The organism is Floridaenema flaviceps BLCC-F50 (assembly GCF_041929275.2).
Lineage (GTDB): Bacteria > Cyanobacteriota > Cyanobacteriia > Cyanobacteriales > Aerosakkonemataceae > Floridanema > Floridanema flaviceps.
The window spans coordinates 1513930-1530608 of record NZ_JBHFNR020000002.1 but is presented as its reverse complement, the minus strand read 5'-3'; the positions used below and the strand labels follow the sequence as shown (position 1 = coordinate 1530608).

Here is a 16679-nt window from a genome sequence, read left to right as displayed (position 1 = left end):
CAAAGAGTGCGCGATGATAAAAACACATTGCTAAACCCGTAGAACCAGAAACATTAATGCAAGCAATTACCAGTTTGGTTAAGCCTGTAATATCTCAATAGCTGTTTGTGCAGCTTGGCGAACATCGGGATGAGGATCTTTTAGTAAAGGATTTAAGTAATCAATAGCTTCTGTTATCTCCAATTCTCCAAGTTCATCAGCCGCATTTTCGCGCACTATAAAATCGGGATCTTTTAATGCTTCTACAAGTAAATTAAAAGCAATTTCTGGATACCAACGCCGCAGAAAACGCAGCACACTCGCCCTTACATAAGGCGAAGAATGTTCGCGTAAAGCTAATATATAATCTAAAGTATCTTTTGCTCCTAATCTACTTAAAGCGTCAACAGCTTCCATCACAATTATCGAGCGATGATCTTGAAGATAGGAGAGTAACAAAGTTTTTAAATCTCCATCTTTTTGTTGAGAGTTACTTAAAGCAAATAAAATACCTTGCAACTGCGAAGTATTTGCCGTTTTGATGGCATTTTTCAGAAAATCTATGGCTTCTTCGCCTCTTTCCTGAATTAATTGCCCTATCTCTTGATAATAAACAGTAGCATATTCTTCTCCTTCCGGTGGAGAAGCACAGAAGCGCTGCTTTAAGTCTTCGACATTAAGTTGATCGAATTCTGTATAAAAGCTCATACTTTATAATATCATTCTTCATACGATCTAATTTCATTGAGCGTCAATTCACGAAACTCGCCAGGAAACTCTTCATGCAGACGCGCCGGAAGATTAGTAATCTTAATTAATCCACTATCGCGCAAAAGGTTAAGTTCGGCAATTTTTCGGGGTGATAGTCGCAACTCAAATTTATTCGCTAAACGTTCATACTGGGTCAGAATCTTAATAGCTTTTTTCTGCTGTGGTGTCATTTGTACCTCTAGGTAAATCTTATTACCCAGACTGGAAATTGACTTCGTAAGTAGTGATACTTCGCAACAACTCCAAGATAACCACAGCTTTTTCCAACTATATGCTGAAGCTGGTATTCTGGCCACCATATCAACGCACCATTCTCGGTGTTTGAGAATGATATGCGAATTGAACTAATAGTTACTTATAGGTAACTGCTAGTATTATATGGAGTTGAGCAGTAACTCTACCTAACTAAATTTCTCAGTCTAGGCAAGTTTTTGCAGTAATATGCCAGAACCCATTACTTCAGCACTTCTACATTTTGGCCTCACTTCCTCTCTTCAGCCTGTAAAATTTATTATGTGTGCTTCTTCGCTATGTTGTTCTGTTTGAAAAGAGGCGTAATTATATTATAGCAAACTTGTGATGTAATAGGGGTAAGTAACAAAATAGCTAATAACACGGTATTTTTATGGCGTGTTGTAAGAAGCTTGCTTGGCTAATAATTTTCTAATGCCTTCAGACATTGATTTACCTGTACCACCACGCCGCACTAAAATTAATTCGGCACAAATACTAACAGCTATTTCTTCGGGCGTTAAAGCACCAATTTCTAAACCTATCGGCGCATAAATATTTTTTAGTAACTGGGGAGATATTCCCGCTTCCTGCAACTTTTGATAAACCAGCTTTACTCGTTTTTCGCTGCCAATCATACCAATATATTTGCAGGGAATAGCACGATTTAAGAGAATATGCAAAGCTTCCAAATCATAAATATATCCTCGCGTCACCAAAGCTACATATAAGTGAGAAAAAGCAGCGAAATCATTGATGATTGAGTTAATTGGCTGGTTTATAATGAGATTAGCTTGAGGAAAATTTTCACCATTAGCAAATTCCGTTCTGTCATCTTGAATCGCGATTTCAAAACCAATCAAATGAGCAAACTTTGCTAATTGCTCTCCCACATGACCTGCACCTATAATTAGTAAAGTCGGTGGTGGGTTGATTTGTTCAACAAAGGCGTTTTCTAATTCAGGAATTGGCGAAGAGTTATCTAATAAATATGGTTGTTTTTCAGGAGTGAAAGGAGTAATTAAAGTCACGGATTGACCAGCTTTAAGTAATTGTAGGATGTTTTGGGAGAGTGCGATCGCACTTTCCCCAGACCAACGTTCCAACCAAACTTGCATCCTCCCCCCACAAACACCTTGAGTTTCCCGTTGCGGCGCACCAGATAAATCAATTTCCACAAATTGTTTTTCGCCAGTTTCTAACACCTCCATCGCCTGACGAATCACCTTAGCCTCTCCCGCACCTCCGCCAATAGTATTAATAATTGAACCATCAGCGCCGACAATCATTTTTGCGCCCACTTCTCTAGGAACCGAACCTTTAATATTAGTCACAGTAGCTAAAACTGCTGCACCTTTGGTTAGTAATTGCGCTAATTGTTGATAGAGTTCAAAGTTCATTAGCTGAAATTCCCCTCAATAAAATTACTCCCAAAAAGTCCGTGAAAACTCTCGTCGGGCAGGATGCCCACCCCACAAAAAAGCTGTAACTCTTGTGGGGTGGGCATCCTGCCCGCCCCATCTTTAGATAACTATTATCACTTTATTAATTTACACCTACTTAAAAATTGGACTTCGGAAAACATCTCCCAAGTCCAATTTAAAAATAAGCTTAAAAAACTGTACTAAATGAATTACATTTGACCAGTAGCTTCTTGCTTAGTCAAGCTACCATCATTATCTTTGTCGAGTTGCTTGAACTTTTTCTGGGCATCTTCTTTGCTAAGTTTGTTAGCAGAGTCAGCTTTTTCAGTGTAGTAACCCACAAAATCTTCAACAGTAATTTTACCTGCTTTATTAGCATCAATTTCTTCAAAAGCAGCGGCAGAAATTAACTCAGGTTTACCAGCTTCGGGAGTGCTAGAAGCAGTTGTAGAATCAGTAGTTGCAGCCGGAGACCCAGCGGTAGTGCTAGCAGTGGTAGAATCAGCAGGAGTTGGGGCGCTAGCTGTAGCATCAGCAGATGGAGAAGAAGGGGAAGCCGCTACGGTAGATGTAGAGTTGCTGGCAGTGGACTCGGCGGCGGGAGATGCAGTGTTAGCTGAAGAGTCTGCAACGGGAGAAGCATTGCTGGTGGTGGAAGAAGCAGCTACAGGAGACACAGCGCTAGGAGTGGGAGAAGTTGCTTCTCCAGAAGTAGGGGTTTCGGTTTTTTGACCACAGCTTGACAATAAAGCAGCAGAGATAACAAAACCAAACAATGCTGAACCGACAAAAGAAACCTTACGTATCATATTAACCAGCGTTTTTTTAGCGTTAAACATCTTTGTGGAAAAACCTGAAGGCATGAGAAAAACCAAAAGCATCCTCATTACCCAAAAGCCCAATATTTCATTAAAACATAACTTAACATAATTTATTAAATATATATATTTTTCCTAAGTATTATTACGAAACATATAAACAAAGCGTATACTGAGATCTTGCACTAAGAGGCAGAGCCTCCATTTCTCGTTACCAGGTTGAACCTGGTAACGAGGGTTGGGAGGTTCTACCTCCTTACTCTGCAAGATCTCAACAAAGCGTATACTTTTCGAGTAATGGCAATTTTTTGGCTTTTAACCTTTGCCTTCTGCTATGTATGCTAATTCGCCAGCAATGTAAGTTGCCCGAATTGTTCTATCATCACCAAGTATCATCATAGTGAATGCTTTTTCGGCAATTTCTGCTTTAGTTTTTGCAGGGGGAGTTTGGGAATTCCGTAATGCCATTAAAGGAGTTGATTGTAAATCCAAAACGATAAAATCAGCCTCTTTTCCTACATCAAAATTGCCGATTTTATCTTCTAAACATAATGCTTTGGCACCGCCCAAAGTTGCCAAAAATAAGGCTTTAAATGATGAGAGTTTTTCACCTTGTAACTGTATTATTTTATAAGCCTCATTTGTGGTTTGTAACATCGAAAAACTCGTGCCACCACCAACATCTGTACCTAATCCAACTTTGACCGGATTTTCTATAGATTTAGCTTGAAAAAGTTTAAACAATCCACTGCCTAAAAATAGATTAGAAGTAGGGCAGAAAGAAATAGCAGACTTTGCTTCGGATAATCGTTTAAATTCATCATCTCGCAACTGTACACCGTGAGCAAAAATTGACTTTTCTTTAACTAATCCCGCTTGGTCATAAACATCTAAATAACCTTTACTCTCCGGGTAAATTTGAGCAACTAATTCAACTTCTTTAACATTTTCTGATAAATGAGTATGTAAATAAACATCGGTAAATTCCTCTAACAACTTTCTCGCCATTTCCAGTTGTTCGTCTGTTGAAGTAACGGCAAAACGAGGAGTAACAGCATAAAGTAATCTACCATTTTTATGCCATTTTTGAATTAGTTTTTTACTGTCTTGATATGAACTTTCAGCAGTATCTCGCAAAAAATCTGGCGCGTTGCGATCCATCATTACTTTACCCGAAATCATTCGCAAATTGCGCCGACTTGCTTCTTCAAAAAAAGCCTCAACTGATTGGGGAAAAACGGCAGCAAAAACTAAAGCTGTAGTCGTACCATTTTTTATTAGTTCATCCAAAAAGAAAGAGGCGATTTTTTGGGCATAATCTTTATCTTTAAACTTTCCTTCTACAGGAAAAGTATATTTATTCAACCATTCTAAAAGTTGTTCGCCGTAAGCAGCAATCATTTCCGTTTGGGGGAAATGAATGTGGGTATCAATGAATCCTGGCATAATTAAGCAGTCGGAATAAGCAGTTATTGGCACTGCTGCATATTTATCTTTCAGTTGTTCATATTCACCCAATTCTTTAATGTAACCATTTTCCAAAATTAGTAAACCATCAGGGATATAGCGGGCGCTTTCTAATTCGTCCGGTACAAAAAAGGGATCTTCGATAAAATCAAGGAAACTACCTCTAATCGCTTTCAAGGATGTACTGTAAGGTTGTGTTTGTAGAGAAATAGTAGACATTTTCTGATTTAGTTAACAATAATTATTGGCAAGGGATGGGATAATTTACAATATATCACTGGTGAGAAAATGTGTCTAAAGTAACAATTTTTTGGCAAATAAAGAAGTAGGATTGAAACTTTCTCATATCAATTTTTTCTTGGGAAGTTTTAGGTAGTTGAAATGAGCAGAAATATGGATGATTTGAGTGAAATAGAATTAACTAGGCAGACTGAACCATCAGAGGAACCAGAATTAATTGGATGGCAAGGTGCGATCGCCAAATTTTTCAAATTTCGAGAGTACAACACCAACTTTCGCACGGAAATTTTAGCAGGGCTAACCACCTTCATGACAATGGCATATATTTTAGTGGTCAACCCGTTAATTCTTTCCGATGCAATTTTTCTCAGTCAACCCAAAGATTTATTCACCGAATTAGTTGTTGCCACCGCTATTTCTGCCGCCATTGGTACTTTGGTAATGGCATTATACGCCAACTATCCGTTTGCGATGGCACCAGGGATGGGATTAAATGCTTTCTTTGCCTATTCCGTAGTTATCACATTAAAAATTGACTGGCGTTTAGCGTTGGCAGCAGTGTTAGGTGAAGGGCTAATTTTTATTGTTTTAACTCTCACCAGCGTCCGGCGGCAAATTGTTAACGCCATTCCCTTAGTGATGAAATCTGCTACTTCGGTAGGGATTGGTTTATTCATTGCTTACATTGGATTATCAGGCGATCCAAAAGTGGGAGGCGCAGGGATAATTGTAGCTAATCAAGCTACTAAAACTGGTCTGGGTAACTTAAAAGAACCAGCCACTTTAATGGCAATTCTCGGTATTTTTATTGCCTCTGCTTTTCTGGCGCGGCGTGTTAAAGGTGCTTTACTTTGGGCAATATTGGCAACAGCATTATTGGGGTGGATTTTAGGTGTTACTCCTTGGCCTCAAGGAATTGCTCAAATCCCCACATTTCCGAAAGATTTATTTGGACAAGCAATCATCGGAATCACAGGGCTAAATGCTAACAATTTGCTGGATTTCCTAGCAGTTTTGCTAGTGTTTTTATTCGTGGATATTTTCGATACAGTTGGCACTCTTTCCGGTGTGGGAATGCGGGCAGGTTATATTAATGAAAAAGGCGAAATGGCGCGTGTTGATGAAGCTTTGCTTGCCGATGCAGTTGGTACGACAGCAGGCGCAATTATGGGGACTTCTACTGTTACGACATTTGCCGAATCTGCTGCTGGTGTAGAAGTAGGAGGACGCACAGGTTTTACCGCTTTAATTGTGTCACTGTTGTTTATTGTCTCAATGATTTTCATCCCAATTTTTAAAGCAATTCCGCCTTATGCTACTACACCTGCTTTAGTAATTACTGGGGTGTTAATGATGTCTGCGATTACTAGTATTCGTTGGGGAGATCCAGCAGAATCAATTCCAGCATTTTTGACAATCTTTTTGATTCCTTTAACTTATTCGATCGCCACAGGTTTAGCAGCAGGTTTTATTACTTATCCCATAGTGAAAAGCTTCCAAGGGAAAGTGCGGGAAGTGTCGATCGCCACTTGGATTTTAGCTGCTGTATTCGTGGCAAGATTCGTGTTTATGTCTACAAGATTTGGTTGATTTTACGGAACGTTTAACCGCAAAGAACGCTGCATAACGCAAAGGAATAGTTCAGGACTTACGCACTGACACTAAATATGGTGGGATGGTGCGTTACACGCTTCGTTAACGCACCCTACGCATAGAGGCATTGCGTAAGTCCTGTAGTTTTAAACCGCAGAGATAGGGTGGTAATTTTCCACCTTATTGATTTTTAATCACAGATGTTTATTTCTTTTCTTCTTCTCTTCCTTCGCGTTCTTTGCGTCCTTTGCGGTTCAATAAAAAAAAAGATTCAGGCAAACAGATTGAGTATTATCGGGAAAGGGGATAGGGAAGAAACCTTTATTCTTCAGTTTTCCCAATCCCCTATCTTGTAGGACAGGCATCTTGCCTGTCATTTCCAATCCCTAAATCACAGGTTGCGGATCGACCTTCACATCTGCTAAACCGATCGCATGACCATTCCCATTCCCATTAGTTGAAAACAGAGTTTCATCAACCACTGGAACACCTTCATAAGCATCTTCCAAAAGTTGCTTCAAGTCGGTAATTAATGGATAACGAGGATTAGCACCTGTACATTGATCGTCAAATGCTTGATCTGCTAAATGTTCCACCTTCGCATAGAACTCTTGAGGACTTTCTCTGATCGCCTCTTTAATGGAGGTAGGAATATCTAACTCACGTTTCAAACCTTCCACCGCTGCAATCAAACTGTTAACTTTCTCTTCTTCCGTTTCTCCCGGTAATCCTAAATAACTTGAAATCCGGGCATAACGCCATTTCGCATTAGGATATTTGTATTGTGAGAAAGTAGCTTGTTTGAAAGGTGCGTCGGTTGAATTGTACTTGATCACATGAGAAATCATCAAGGCATTAGCTAAACCGTGAGGCACATGGAAAGTTGCCCCTAATTGGTGTGCCATTGAGTGACAAATTCCCAGGAAGCTGTTAGCAAATGCCATCCCTGCCATTGTCGCGGCATAGTGTACTTTTTCCCGCGCTTTCGGATCGTTGGCACCATTTTTGTAAGCACTTGGCAGATATTTAAACAGTAAGCGAATTGCTTCTAAAGCCATACTGTTTGTATATTCGGAAGCTAACACAGAAACGAAGGCTTCTAAAGCGTGAGTTAACGCATCAATCCCACCGTAAGCTGTTAGTTTCTTGGGCATATTTAACACCAATTCTGGGTCAACAATTGCCATTGTTGGTGTCAAAGCATAATCTGCCAAAGGATACTTGATGTTGGTGCGGCGATCGGTAACAACTGCAAATGGTGTTACTTCTGAACCAGTTCCCGATGTGGTAGGAACGGCAATCATAATTGCTTTATCACCTAAAGGTGGCAACTCATAAACCCGTTTGCGGATATCCATAAACCGCATTGCCAAACCTTCAAATTCGATTTCTGGATGTTCGTACAACAACCACATGATTTTCGCAGCATCCATCGGTGAACCACCACCGATCGCTATAATCACATCAGGTTGGAAAGTATTCATCAACGCTAAACCACGTTGCACTGTTTCCAAAGAAGGATCGGGTTCAACATCATAAAAGGTGTCAAATTTTAAACCGATTTCTTCTAATGCTGCTTCTAGTGGTGCAGTTACACCTAAGTCATACAATGGTTTGTCAGTAACAATAAATGCGCGACGTTTTCCGGCTAATTCTCGAATTGCTACTGGCAATGCACCATACTTAAAGTAAACTTTTGGTGGAATGCGGAACCACAACATATTTTCCCGTCGTTCTGCTACAGTTTTGATGTTTAGCAGGTGTTTTGGTTCGACGTTTTCACTAATTGAATTACCGCCCCATGTTCCGCAACCTAATGTTAATGATGGATCGAGACGGAAGTTGTACAAATCTCCGATCGCACCTTGCGAAGATGGCGTATTAATCAAAACTCTCGCAGTTTCTACTTTATCTTCAAACCGTTTGATATGTTCAGTATTGGAAGGTGCGGTGTAAAGAACTGCGGTATGTCCTCTGCCTCCAAATAATACCAATTGTTCGGCTTTTTCTACCGCATCTTCAAAGTCTTTGGCGCGATACATTGCCAAAATTGGCGATAATTTTTCAAAGGCGAAAGGTTCATCAGTACCGATTTTTCCTACTTCACCAATGATTACTCTGGTATCTTCAGGAATAGTAACTCCGGCTAATTCTGCTAGTCTGCTAACAGGTTGTCCGACAATCTCCGCGTTTAACCGCCCGTTGACGATGATTAATTTAGCAAATTTTTCCCGTTCTTCGGGGTTGAGGAAATAAGCACCGCGATCGATAAATTCTGCCCTTACTTCGTCATAAACATCATCTAGGACAATCACTGATTGTTCACTAGCACAAATCATCCCATTATCGAAAGTTTTACTCAGAATAATCGAGGAAACTGCCATTTTCAAATGAGCAGAAGAATCGATTAATGCTGGGGTATTTCCTGCGCCAACTCCTAAAGATGGGTTGCCTGAAGAGTAAGCCGCCCGTACCATTCCGGGGCCACCTGTCGCTAAAATCAGGTTAATGTCAGGATGCTGCATTAACCCTTGGGAAAGTGGCACCGAAGGTTCATCAATCCAGCCGATAATATCATCAGGTGCGCCTGCTGCCACTGCTGCATCCAGAACAATTCTTGCTGCTTCGATCGTGCAATCTTTCGCCCTGGGGTGAGGAGAAAAGATAATCGCGTTGCGGGTTTTTAGCGCAATTAAAGCTTTAAAAATTGCGGTAGAAGTTGGGTTAGTTGTGGGAACAATACCTGCCAAAATCCCCACTGGTTCGGCAATTTTCTGAATTCCAAATGCTTTGTCTTCTTCAATTACACCGCAGGTTTTTTCCGCTTTATACTTGTTGTAGATAATTTCCGATGCAAAGTGATTTTTGATTACTTTGTCTTCTACTACACCCATTCCCGTTTCGGCTACTGTCATTTTTGCCAAGGGGATACGCGCAGCATTAGCTGCTAGTGCGGCTTTCTTAAATATGGTGTCAACTTGTTCTTGAGTATAAGCTGCGTATTTTCTTTGCGCTGCTTTCACTCGTTGGATAAGTTGTTCTAGTTCTTCATTATTTGTGACTTTCATGGCTACCTCTGGGTAATGCCTCAAACTTTTACGATCCAATCTTGAGAGTTTTGTATTGCAGAAAACTTTTGAGATTAGTAAATACTAAGAGATAATTTTTAGTATTACTGCTTTTGCTTGGTTGTGGAATGTACCTAATTGAAAGATTTCCTTAAAATTTAGCTGCTGTCGGTTGTAGTGCTTGATGCAATTTCTTTAGCTGACATCTGTATGATAGGTTTCATGCTGTTTTCAGAACTTCCTCTGATTGGTTCACCCAAGAGGATGAAGCAAAAGTAAATTTTCTGGAAACTAAACTGAACAAAACTACTATACTTTATCTTCCCAACTCAAAAATTTAGCTATTTTTTCTCATTTCTTAAGATTTTCAACTAATTACTTGAATGAAGGGTAAAGCTTTTAGGTTTTTACATCTCCAATGCAATAATTTTACTGATATTCGGCTCTGAATTTGGCTAGTTGCAGTTGAACCTTTATTCATTATTAACCCTTTTGCAACCTTTCCTGCTTCTACATTTATTCAAGCAGATTTGATTTTTTGAATAGCAATCACCGCAAGCAATAAGAGATACTTGTGGTAAGTTAATTGCTAGTTGATTGTACTTTTTTAGCTGCTTTTCTTTGAGAAAGCAAGTTGAAGTTTTTCAGTTGAGTTTTGGAAAATATCTGTTAAAATTGTTTTCCATTTCCTATTTATTTAACTCACTGCATTCATTCTATCTCTCTTGATTTAAACTTGCTGCCCAGCCTCTATCTTAAGAATGAGTCTTAGATATTACAAAAATGCAGAATTTAAATGGGAATATTACTGAACTGTTAAGGTGCAAGTGACTACACATAATCAATTTTTTTACTCATCTCCCCTAACTATTCCCGCGTAAGGGGTTACTGTCTCTGCTGAGTGTCTTTGTTAAGTAATTATGAACAGTATTGCAGTTATCCTTTACACTTTGACTATACTCAACGGGCTGAAGGGATGGCAGAATTGAGGCGATCGCACGCAGTTAATATAACGTAACATCTGCCTAAAATAAGAAACAGGAGTTATCGGAAAAGTTACTATGTATCTGACCTGGTTGGACAGTAATTCTTGGTTAATTGAAATTGGTGGTCAAAAAATTTTACTTGACCCTTGGCTGGTGGGGTCGTTAGTATTTGGTAATCAGGAATGGTTGTTTAAAGGTTCGCGGAAATGCGATCGCCAAATTCCCGAAAACATTGACTTAATTCTACTCTCTCAGGGTTTGGAAGACCACGCACACCCAGCAACTCTGAAACAACTCAACCGTAACATTCCGGTTGTCGGTTCTCCCGGTGCTGCTAAAGTAGTGCAAGAGTTAGGTTATCAACAAGTAAAAGCCCTAACTCACGGAGAGACTTTTAACTTAAATAATAGCGTAGAAATTAAAGCGGTTCCAGGTTCTCCGATCGGCCCGACTACAGTGGAGAATGGCTACTTGTTGAAAGAGTTAGAAAGCAGTTTTACTTTATATTATGAGCCTCACGGTTCCCATTCTCCAACTTTAAAAGAAGTCGCGCCAATTGATGTAGTAATTACGCCAATAATCGACCTAGCTTTACCTTTAGTTGGGTCAATTATTAAAGGAACAAAAAGTGCTTTGGAAGTTGCCCAAATGGTTAAACCACAAGTAATGTTACCAACAGCAGCAGGTGGTGATATCGAATTTGATGGTTTGCTGCTAAAATTCTTAAAAGCTGTGGGAACTACAGATGAGTTTCGGGCTAAGTTGGCAGAAAATAATTTGGCAACTAAGGTGTTGGAACCTCAACCTGGCGATCGCATTGAATTGCCTTTAGAACGTCGAGTTACTAATAGTTTTGCAGCTTAATTCAAGCCAGATCCCCGACTTCTTCAAGAAGTCGGGGATCTCTGTACCTCACAACGCAGATAAGAAGAAGGTTGTTGATGAATATTGCTATCATTGGTTGCGGTTATGTCGGTTATAATGTTGCCCGTCTTTGGCAAAAAGAGTTAGGTTTTTCGGTGACTACAACTACAACTAATCCAGAACGAGTTAAAGAATTAGAAGCAGTTTCTCAAAAGGTTTTTGTAGTTCGCGGAAATGACGCGGAAGGTTTAGAAAAAGTTCTGCAAAATCAGGAAGTTGTATTGTTGAGTGTGGGCGCAAAGGGAGCAAATACTTATGAAGAAACCTACTTACATACTGCCAAAACTCTAGTTCCACTTTTACAAGCAAATTCCAGCATTAAGCAACTTATTTATACTGGAACTTACTCGGTTTATGGTGATAAAAATGGTGAATGGGTGGATGAATCAACGCCGCTTTCACCTACTACCACAAATGGGCAAATTTTAGCGGAAACTGAACAAGTTTTACTCTCAGCATCTAGCGATCGTCTCAAGGTTTGTATCCTCAGATTAGGCGGGATCTTTGGGCCTAATAGAGAACTGCTAAAAATATTTAGTAGGGCTGCTGGTACGACTCGTCCGGGTAATGGCGAGGATACTACAAATTGGATTCATTTGGATGATATTGTGGGTGCGATCGAATTTGCCAGAAAGCATCAATTATCAGGTGTTTATAACTTAGTAAATGATGCTTATTTACCTAGTCGAGAATTGCTCGATCGCTTATTTGAAACCCACAATTTACCCAAAGTTTCTTGGGATGCTTCCCAAAAAAGTAATCGACCGTACAATGTTAAAGTATCCAATCAAAAAATCAAACAAGCTGGTTATCAATTAATTCATCCACAGATGAGTTTTTGATTCAAAGGAAACAGGGGGTAAGAGGGCGAGTTTTGCTTTAATTTTAGATCTTGCACCAGTCCCAAAATCCGCCTGCGAATCAATTCGCAGGCTAATAGCGAAAGTCCTCTAAAGAGGACTAAATATAATACCAATTCTCTGTAAAATTGAGCTTAATCATTGCCCCTCCCTGTAGACGGGCAGGGGTTTGGGGTGGGGAAATTTTAAGCGCATCTTCATAGAGAATTGGTATTAGTATTTAAACGCTTTCAGTCCATTTTAATGGACTTGAGCTATAAGAAAAGCGAATTGATTCGCAGGCGGGCTAAGACTACAGGTGCAAAATCTCAGTTAATTCTTATGGTGGGATTACAGTATTATCTGCTAAACTCACCCCTACAATTCACAATTTTCCCACTCCCCAGTCCCTCATTCCCCGCTAATTTGCAAAAAAACAGTCCTTTTCCTCGGCCCATCCAAATCAAAAAATAACACAGATTGCCAAGTACCTAAAGCTAATTTCCCTTCAACAATTGGCACTACTTCGCTAGTACTTAACGTCATCGACATTAAGTGAGAATGGGCGTTCATTGGTTCATCTTCTGGTACAACTCTCAGGTGTAAATCATTATGCAAATATTTGTCTGTTTCTGGGGCTAACTTTCTTAAATATACTTTCACATCTTCCAGCAATCTTTCTTCATTTTCATTGATAGCTAAAGCTGTAGTTGTGTGTCGAGAAAAAACTAAAATTTGACCGTTTTTTATCCCTGTATCTTGCAAAAATTCATCAATTTGGGGTGTAATATTAAAAATGCTGATTCCTTCGCTAGTTTCAACTTCAATAATTTTATGGATAATCGGCATAAAAGTATTCTGTGACCATGACTACATTGTTATTATGACAGTGCTTGGTATCGGAAATGAATAATCAAAGTAAATTTGATGCTTGAAAGCAGAAAATTATTGTAAAATGAATAAGAAGCGATCGCACAACTAAAATGTTTACCCAAGACGCAGTTACTCAACTACGAGAAAAGATTCAGCGAAAGGCGATCGCCACACCTTTAACTAAACAACCAATCTCGACAGCATATATCCAAGCAGGTAAAGGTGGAATTCCCATTTTGTTATTACATGGTTTTGATAGTTCGCTGTTGGAATTTTATCGCTTGTTCCCTTTATTAGCTGCTAAAAATGAAACTTGGGCGATCGATTTATTAGGTTTCGGATTTACAGATAGAATCAAAGGTCTTGATTTCAATCCAACTACTATTAAAACTCATCTCTACTGTTGCTGGAAATCTCTGATTGATCGACCAATGATTTTGTTAGGTTGTTCTATGGGAGGTGCAGCAGCAATTGACTTTACTACCACCTATCCCCAAGCCGTAAAAAAGTTAATATTAATTGACAGCATGGGTTATTCTGGAAGTACCTATTTCGGAAAATATCTCTTTCCTCCCTACGATTATTTAGCAGTAGAATATTGGCGACAACGCAAAGTTCAAGCCTTAAATATAGTTAAACTGATTAATAGTAATTACAATGATTTATTAGCACTTAAATCTGTCACCTTACATATTGAAATGCCCAGATGGGTAGAGGCAATGATTAGTTTTACTAAAAGTGGTGGCTACAGTTGGTTAGGTGATAAAATTGCCCAGATTGACAAATCAACACTCATCCTTTGGGGCGAATCTGATGAAACATTAGGAAGAGAAGATGCTAAGAAATTTCAGCGAGATATCGCCCATAGTAAACTAATATGGATTAAAGATTGTGGTCATGCACCGCAATTGGAACAACCAGAAATAGTCGCCGAACATATTCTCGCTTTCGCCCAAGAATCGGACTGACACATCTTTTGTTAAAGATTTTTGTAATTATGGCTAACCAAGAGAAACTGCGCCAAGAGTTAATCAGATTAGATGGACGTGGATACAAAGCTTTCCAAGATATTCAAGGAAGTTACGATTTTTCTGATTTTACTTTAATAATCGATCGCGTACAAGGCGATCCTTTTGCTAGTCCCAGTAACATTCGAGTTAAAGTTCCGATGACAGTCGCTAAATTTCCAGCGGAACTTTACCAAACTAAAAGCAGAGAAATCGCTTTACGAGATTATTTAACTCGCTATTTTGATGTTTGTACTCAGAAATTCAAACAAAAAAGAGGCACAGGAAATAGTGGATTAATTTCTATTTTACCTGTCGGTCAAGAAGTTTTAGAACGTAGTTCTGTAATTATAAATAAAGAATTTGTTGAAGTACGTTTTGTTGTGGGATTACCTGCTGGAGGACGGAGAATTTTAGGCTATCAAGCGATCGAAATGCTTTGCGATCAAGTCCCGCAACTTGTCAATTTAACACTTAAATATCAGCGTTTAGATGCCAAGAAAATTCAACGTCATGTAGAAACTATTGAAGATGCAGATTGGCTAAGACAGGAATTAACAAATAAAGGTTTAGTTGCTTTTGTTGCTGATGGGGCGATTTTACCTCGACGCAGTGGAGTTGACGATCGACCTTTGGCGGAAAGTGCGATCGCTTTTCAATCCCCAGAATCTTTAAAAGTTGAATTCTATCGTCCCAATCAAGGTTTAATTACTGGCATGGGAATTCCCGCAGGTGTTACCCTAATTGTTGGCGGTGGATATCACGGCAAATCTACCTTATTAAGGGCGATAGAAGTAGGAATTTATAATCACATTCCCGATGATGGTAGAGAGTTTGTAGTTACGAATCCAGCCGCAGTAAAAATTCGTGCGGAAGATGGCAGATCCGTTGCTAATGTAGACATTTCACCGTTTATTAGTAACTTGCCGCAAGACCGTTCTACCACTAATTTTTCCACCACAAACGCCAGTGGTAGCACTTCCCAAGCGGCAAATATTATGGAAGCTTTAGAAGCGGGTAGCAAAGTATTATTAATAGATGAAGATACAGCCGCTACAAACTTCATGATTCGCGACCAAAGAATGCAAGCTTTGATTGCTAAAAATCAAGAACCAATCACCCCATTTATTGATAAAGTCCGACAATTGTACGCTGACTATAATGTGTCTTCAATTTTGGTAATGGGCGGTAGTGGCGATTATTTTGAAGTTGCAGATACAGTGATTGCGATGCAAAATTTCCAGCCGCAAGATGTGACAGCAAAAGCGAAAGAAATCGCCAATCAATATGCTAACCAAAGACAAGCTGAAGGTGGGGAAAAGTTTGGTCAAATTATGCCACGAATTCCTATTCCTGAAACGATCGATCCTAGCTATCGTCAAAAACAAGTAAGATTGAAAGTCAGAGATGTTGATGAAATGGTATTTGGCGGCGAAGATATTGACTTATCAGCAGTAGAACAAATAGTGGATAAAGCACAGTCAAGGGCGATCGCAGAAGCTATGGTTTATGCCGTCCGTCAATATGCGAATAAAACTGCTACTTTGCCAGAAATTCTCAATCAAATTATGGCAGATATCGAGTCGCGAGGGTTGGATATTTTGACTCGTTTCCCGCAAGGAGACTTGGCATTTTTCCGCAAATTTGAGTTAGCAGCGGCGATTAATCGATTGCGATCGCTAAACTGCCAAAAATCAGACAAAGCTTTACACTCCCCAAAGTAACCAAACTTCACCCAAAAGTGTGAACCAAGCAATAGTAACTTCAGGCTTTAATAAAAGTACAGTAGATGCACCCTGATGAAAGCCCCTCGAAAAGAGGGGTTTTTTATTTATTAGCTTCCCAAAACCTTACAGATTAATTACAATAATTGCTAACAAGTAAATATTTTGCGAATATTGAATTAAGCAACATAACTTACTTTTAACTAGAAATTATGATTCAGTTCTTACGTTTTGTAGGCTTGACTTCACCATTATTAGCAGTTCAAACCTTAGCTTTGATGTCCGTTCAAGTTCTGGCTGTTTCCTTTACGCCAACAGCAACAACTAGGAACTCTCAGGAAATATTAGTAGCAAATCATGTGCAAATTTTGCAGATAATTCCTCAATTAGATGGTAATGCCTATTTAATGGGTAACGGTGGTACATTCGTCGGCTTAGTTTCCAGCGATCGCACCGCTAGTAATTCTATTTGCAATCCTTCAGGGCCTTTTGGTAGTCGAAATGGTCTATTAAGTATTAGAAACCGTTCAGGAAATTTAGGTAGTTTGTTTTCCCAAATAAGTGCTTACAATAGTAATGCAAACCAGCCACCCATTTTAATTTTCCAAGGCAAAAGGATGGTTTTTTTAACTAAAAATGCCAGGTTACGTAAAACACTCGATCCAGATTTACTGTTGAATACTTTGTGTCCCAGAAATTCCATATAAATCAAAATAGGGTGGGATTAACCACCCT

Annotated in this window: 13 protein-coding genes; 6 read left to right on the top strand and 7 right to left on the bottom strand. The window is 39.3% G+C overall.

Going from position 1 to position 16679, the window contains the following annotated elements:
* Nucleotides 1–78: 78 nt before the first annotated feature.
* From ACE1CI_RS26965 to guaD, 5 genes are all read right to left on the bottom strand, one after another.
* Nucleotides 79–687, bottom strand: coding sequence for a HEAT repeat domain-containing protein (locus tag ACE1CI_RS26965; RefSeq protein ID WP_413262316.1), 609 nt, complete (start codon nucleotides 685–687; stop codon nucleotides 79–81).
* Between the two features lie 11 nt (nucleotides 688–698).
* Nucleotides 699–920 (bottom strand): hypothetical protein, encoded by a 222-nt coding sequence (locus ACE1CI_RS26960; RefSeq protein WP_413262317.1) that lies wholly within the window; start codon nucleotides 918–920, stop codon nucleotides 699–701.
* A 453-nt stretch (nucleotides 921–1373) separates the two neighbouring features.
* Complete coding sequence (locus ACE1CI_RS26955) at nucleotides 1374–2381, bottom strand: XdhC family protein (RefSeq protein WP_413262318.1); 1008 nt, start codon at nucleotides 2379–2381, stop codon at nucleotides 1374–1376.
* Between the two features lie 233 nt (nucleotides 2382–2614).
* The gene (locus ACE1CI_RS26950; RefSeq protein WP_413262827.1) at nucleotides 2615–3214 is read right to left on the bottom strand and encodes an EF-hand domain-containing protein; all 600 of its coding nucleotides are present in this window, start codon (nucleotides 3212–3214) and stop codon (nucleotides 2615–2617) included.
* Between the two features lie 324 nt (nucleotides 3215–3538).
* A complete protein-coding gene (guaD, locus tag ACE1CI_RS26945; RefSeq protein ID WP_413262828.1) occupies nucleotides 3539–4909 on the bottom strand; it encodes a guanine deaminase in 1371 nt (456 codons plus the stop codon).
* A gap of 162 nt (nucleotides 4910–5071) precedes the next feature.
* On the opposite strand from guaD, the gene ACE1CI_RS26940 reads away from it, so the two are divergent.
* The gene (locus ACE1CI_RS26940) at nucleotides 5072–6520 is read left to right on the top strand and encodes an NCS2 family permease (protein WP_413262829.1); all 1449 of its coding nucleotides are present in this window, start codon (nucleotides 5072–5074) and stop codon (nucleotides 6518–6520) included.
* Between the two features lie 389 nt (nucleotides 6521–6909).
* Here the strand turns inward: ACE1CI_RS26940 and adhE are convergent, their stop codons facing one another.
* Nucleotides 6910–9591, bottom strand: coding sequence for a bifunctional acetaldehyde-CoA/alcohol dehydrogenase (gene adhE, locus ACE1CI_RS26935; RefSeq protein WP_413262830.1), 2682 nt, complete (start codon nucleotides 9589–9591; stop codon nucleotides 6910–6912).
* A 1061-nt stretch (nucleotides 9592–10652) separates the two neighbouring features.
* Here adhE and ACE1CI_RS26930 point away from each other — a divergent pair.
* Both ACE1CI_RS26930 and ACE1CI_RS26925 read left to right on the top strand, forming a co-directional pair.
* A complete protein-coding gene (locus tag ACE1CI_RS26930; RefSeq protein ID WP_413262831.1) occupies nucleotides 10653–11441 on the top strand; it encodes an MBL fold metallo-hydrolase in 789 nt (262 codons plus the stop codon).
* A 41-nt stretch (nucleotides 11442–11482) separates the two neighbouring features.
* Nucleotides 11483–12343: an NAD-dependent epimerase/dehydratase family protein gene (locus ACE1CI_RS26925; RefSeq protein WP_496615899.1), complete on the top strand. Its 861-nt coding sequence runs from the start codon at nucleotides 11483–11485 to the stop codon at nucleotides 12341–12343.
* 408 nt (nucleotides 12344–12751) lie between these two features.
* Here the strand turns inward: ACE1CI_RS26925 and ACE1CI_RS26920 are convergent, their stop codons facing one another.
* Nucleotides 12752–13189: a secondary thiamine-phosphate synthase enzyme YjbQ gene (locus tag ACE1CI_RS26920; protein WP_413262832.1), complete on the bottom strand. Its 438-nt coding sequence runs from the start codon at nucleotides 13187–13189 to the stop codon at nucleotides 12752–12754.
* A 134-nt stretch (nucleotides 13190–13323) separates the two neighbouring features.
* On the opposite strand from ACE1CI_RS26920, the gene ACE1CI_RS26915 reads away from it, so the two are divergent.
* The 3 genes from ACE1CI_RS26915 (at nucleotide 13324) to ACE1CI_RS26905 (ending at nucleotide 16651) form a co-directional block, all read left to right on the top strand.
* Nucleotides 13324–14181: an alpha/beta fold hydrolase gene (locus tag ACE1CI_RS26915; protein WP_413262833.1), complete on the top strand. Its 858-nt coding sequence runs from the start codon at nucleotides 13324–13326 to the stop codon at nucleotides 14179–14181.
* A 29-nt stretch (nucleotides 14182–14210) separates the two neighbouring features.
* Nucleotides 14211–15944 (top strand): ABC-ATPase domain-containing protein, encoded by a 1734-nt coding sequence (locus tag ACE1CI_RS26910; RefSeq protein WP_413262834.1) that lies wholly within the window; start codon nucleotides 14211–14213, stop codon nucleotides 15942–15944.
* Between the two features lie 212 nt (nucleotides 15945–16156).
* Nucleotides 16157–16651, top strand: a complete 495-nt coding sequence (locus tag ACE1CI_RS26905; protein WP_413262835.1) for a hypothetical protein — start codon at nucleotides 16157–16159, stop codon at nucleotides 16649–16651.
* Nucleotides 16652–16679: the final 28 nt, after the last annotated feature.

What these genes read in the sequence shown, in the direction of transcription:
- ACE1CI_RS26915 (WP_413262833.1), top strand. Translation starts at nt 13,324, where the DNA reads ATGTTTACCCAAGACGCAGTTACTCAACTACGAGAAAAGATTCAGCGA.
- guaD (WP_413262828.1), bottom strand. Translation starts at nt 4,909, where the DNA reads ATGTCTACTATTTCTCTACAAACACAACCTTACAGTACATCCTTGAAA.
- ACE1CI_RS26960 (WP_413262317.1), bottom strand. Translation starts at nt 920, where the DNA reads ATGACACCACAGCAGAAAAAAGCTATTAAGATTCTGACCCAGTATGAA.
- ACE1CI_RS26920 (WP_413262832.1), bottom strand. Translation starts at nt 13,189, where the DNA reads ATGCCGATTATCCATAAAATTATTGAAGTTGAAACTAGCGAAGGAATC.
- ACE1CI_RS26965 (WP_413262316.1), bottom strand. Translation starts at nt 687, where the DNA reads ATGAGCTTTTATACAGAATTCGATCAACTTAATGTCGAAGACTTAAAG.
- ACE1CI_RS26950 (WP_413262827.1), bottom strand. Translation starts at nt 3,214, where the DNA reads ATGATACGTAAGGTTTCTTTTGTCGGTTCAGCATTGTTTGGTTTTGTT.
- ACE1CI_RS26910 (WP_413262834.1), top strand. Translation starts at nt 14,211, where the DNA reads ATGGCTAACCAAGAGAAACTGCGCCAAGAGTTAATCAGATTAGATGGA.
- adhE (WP_413262830.1), bottom strand. Translation starts at nt 9,591, where the DNA reads ATGAAAGTCACAAATAATGAAGAACTAGAACAACTTATCCAACGAGTG.
- ACE1CI_RS26955 (WP_413262318.1), bottom strand. Translation starts at nt 2,381, where the DNA reads ATGAACTTTGAACTCTATCAACAATTAGCGCAATTACTAACCAAAGGT.
- ACE1CI_RS26930 (WP_413262831.1), top strand. Translation starts at nt 10,653, where the DNA reads ATGTATCTGACCTGGTTGGACAGTAATTCTTGGTTAATTGAAATTGGT.
- ACE1CI_RS26940 (WP_413262829.1), top strand. Translation starts at nt 5,072, where the DNA reads ATGAGCAGAAATATGGATGATTTGAGTGAAATAGAATTAACTAGGCAG.
- ACE1CI_RS26905 (WP_413262835.1), top strand. Translation starts at nt 16,157, where the DNA reads ATGATTCAGTTCTTACGTTTTGTAGGCTTGACTTCACCATTATTAGCA.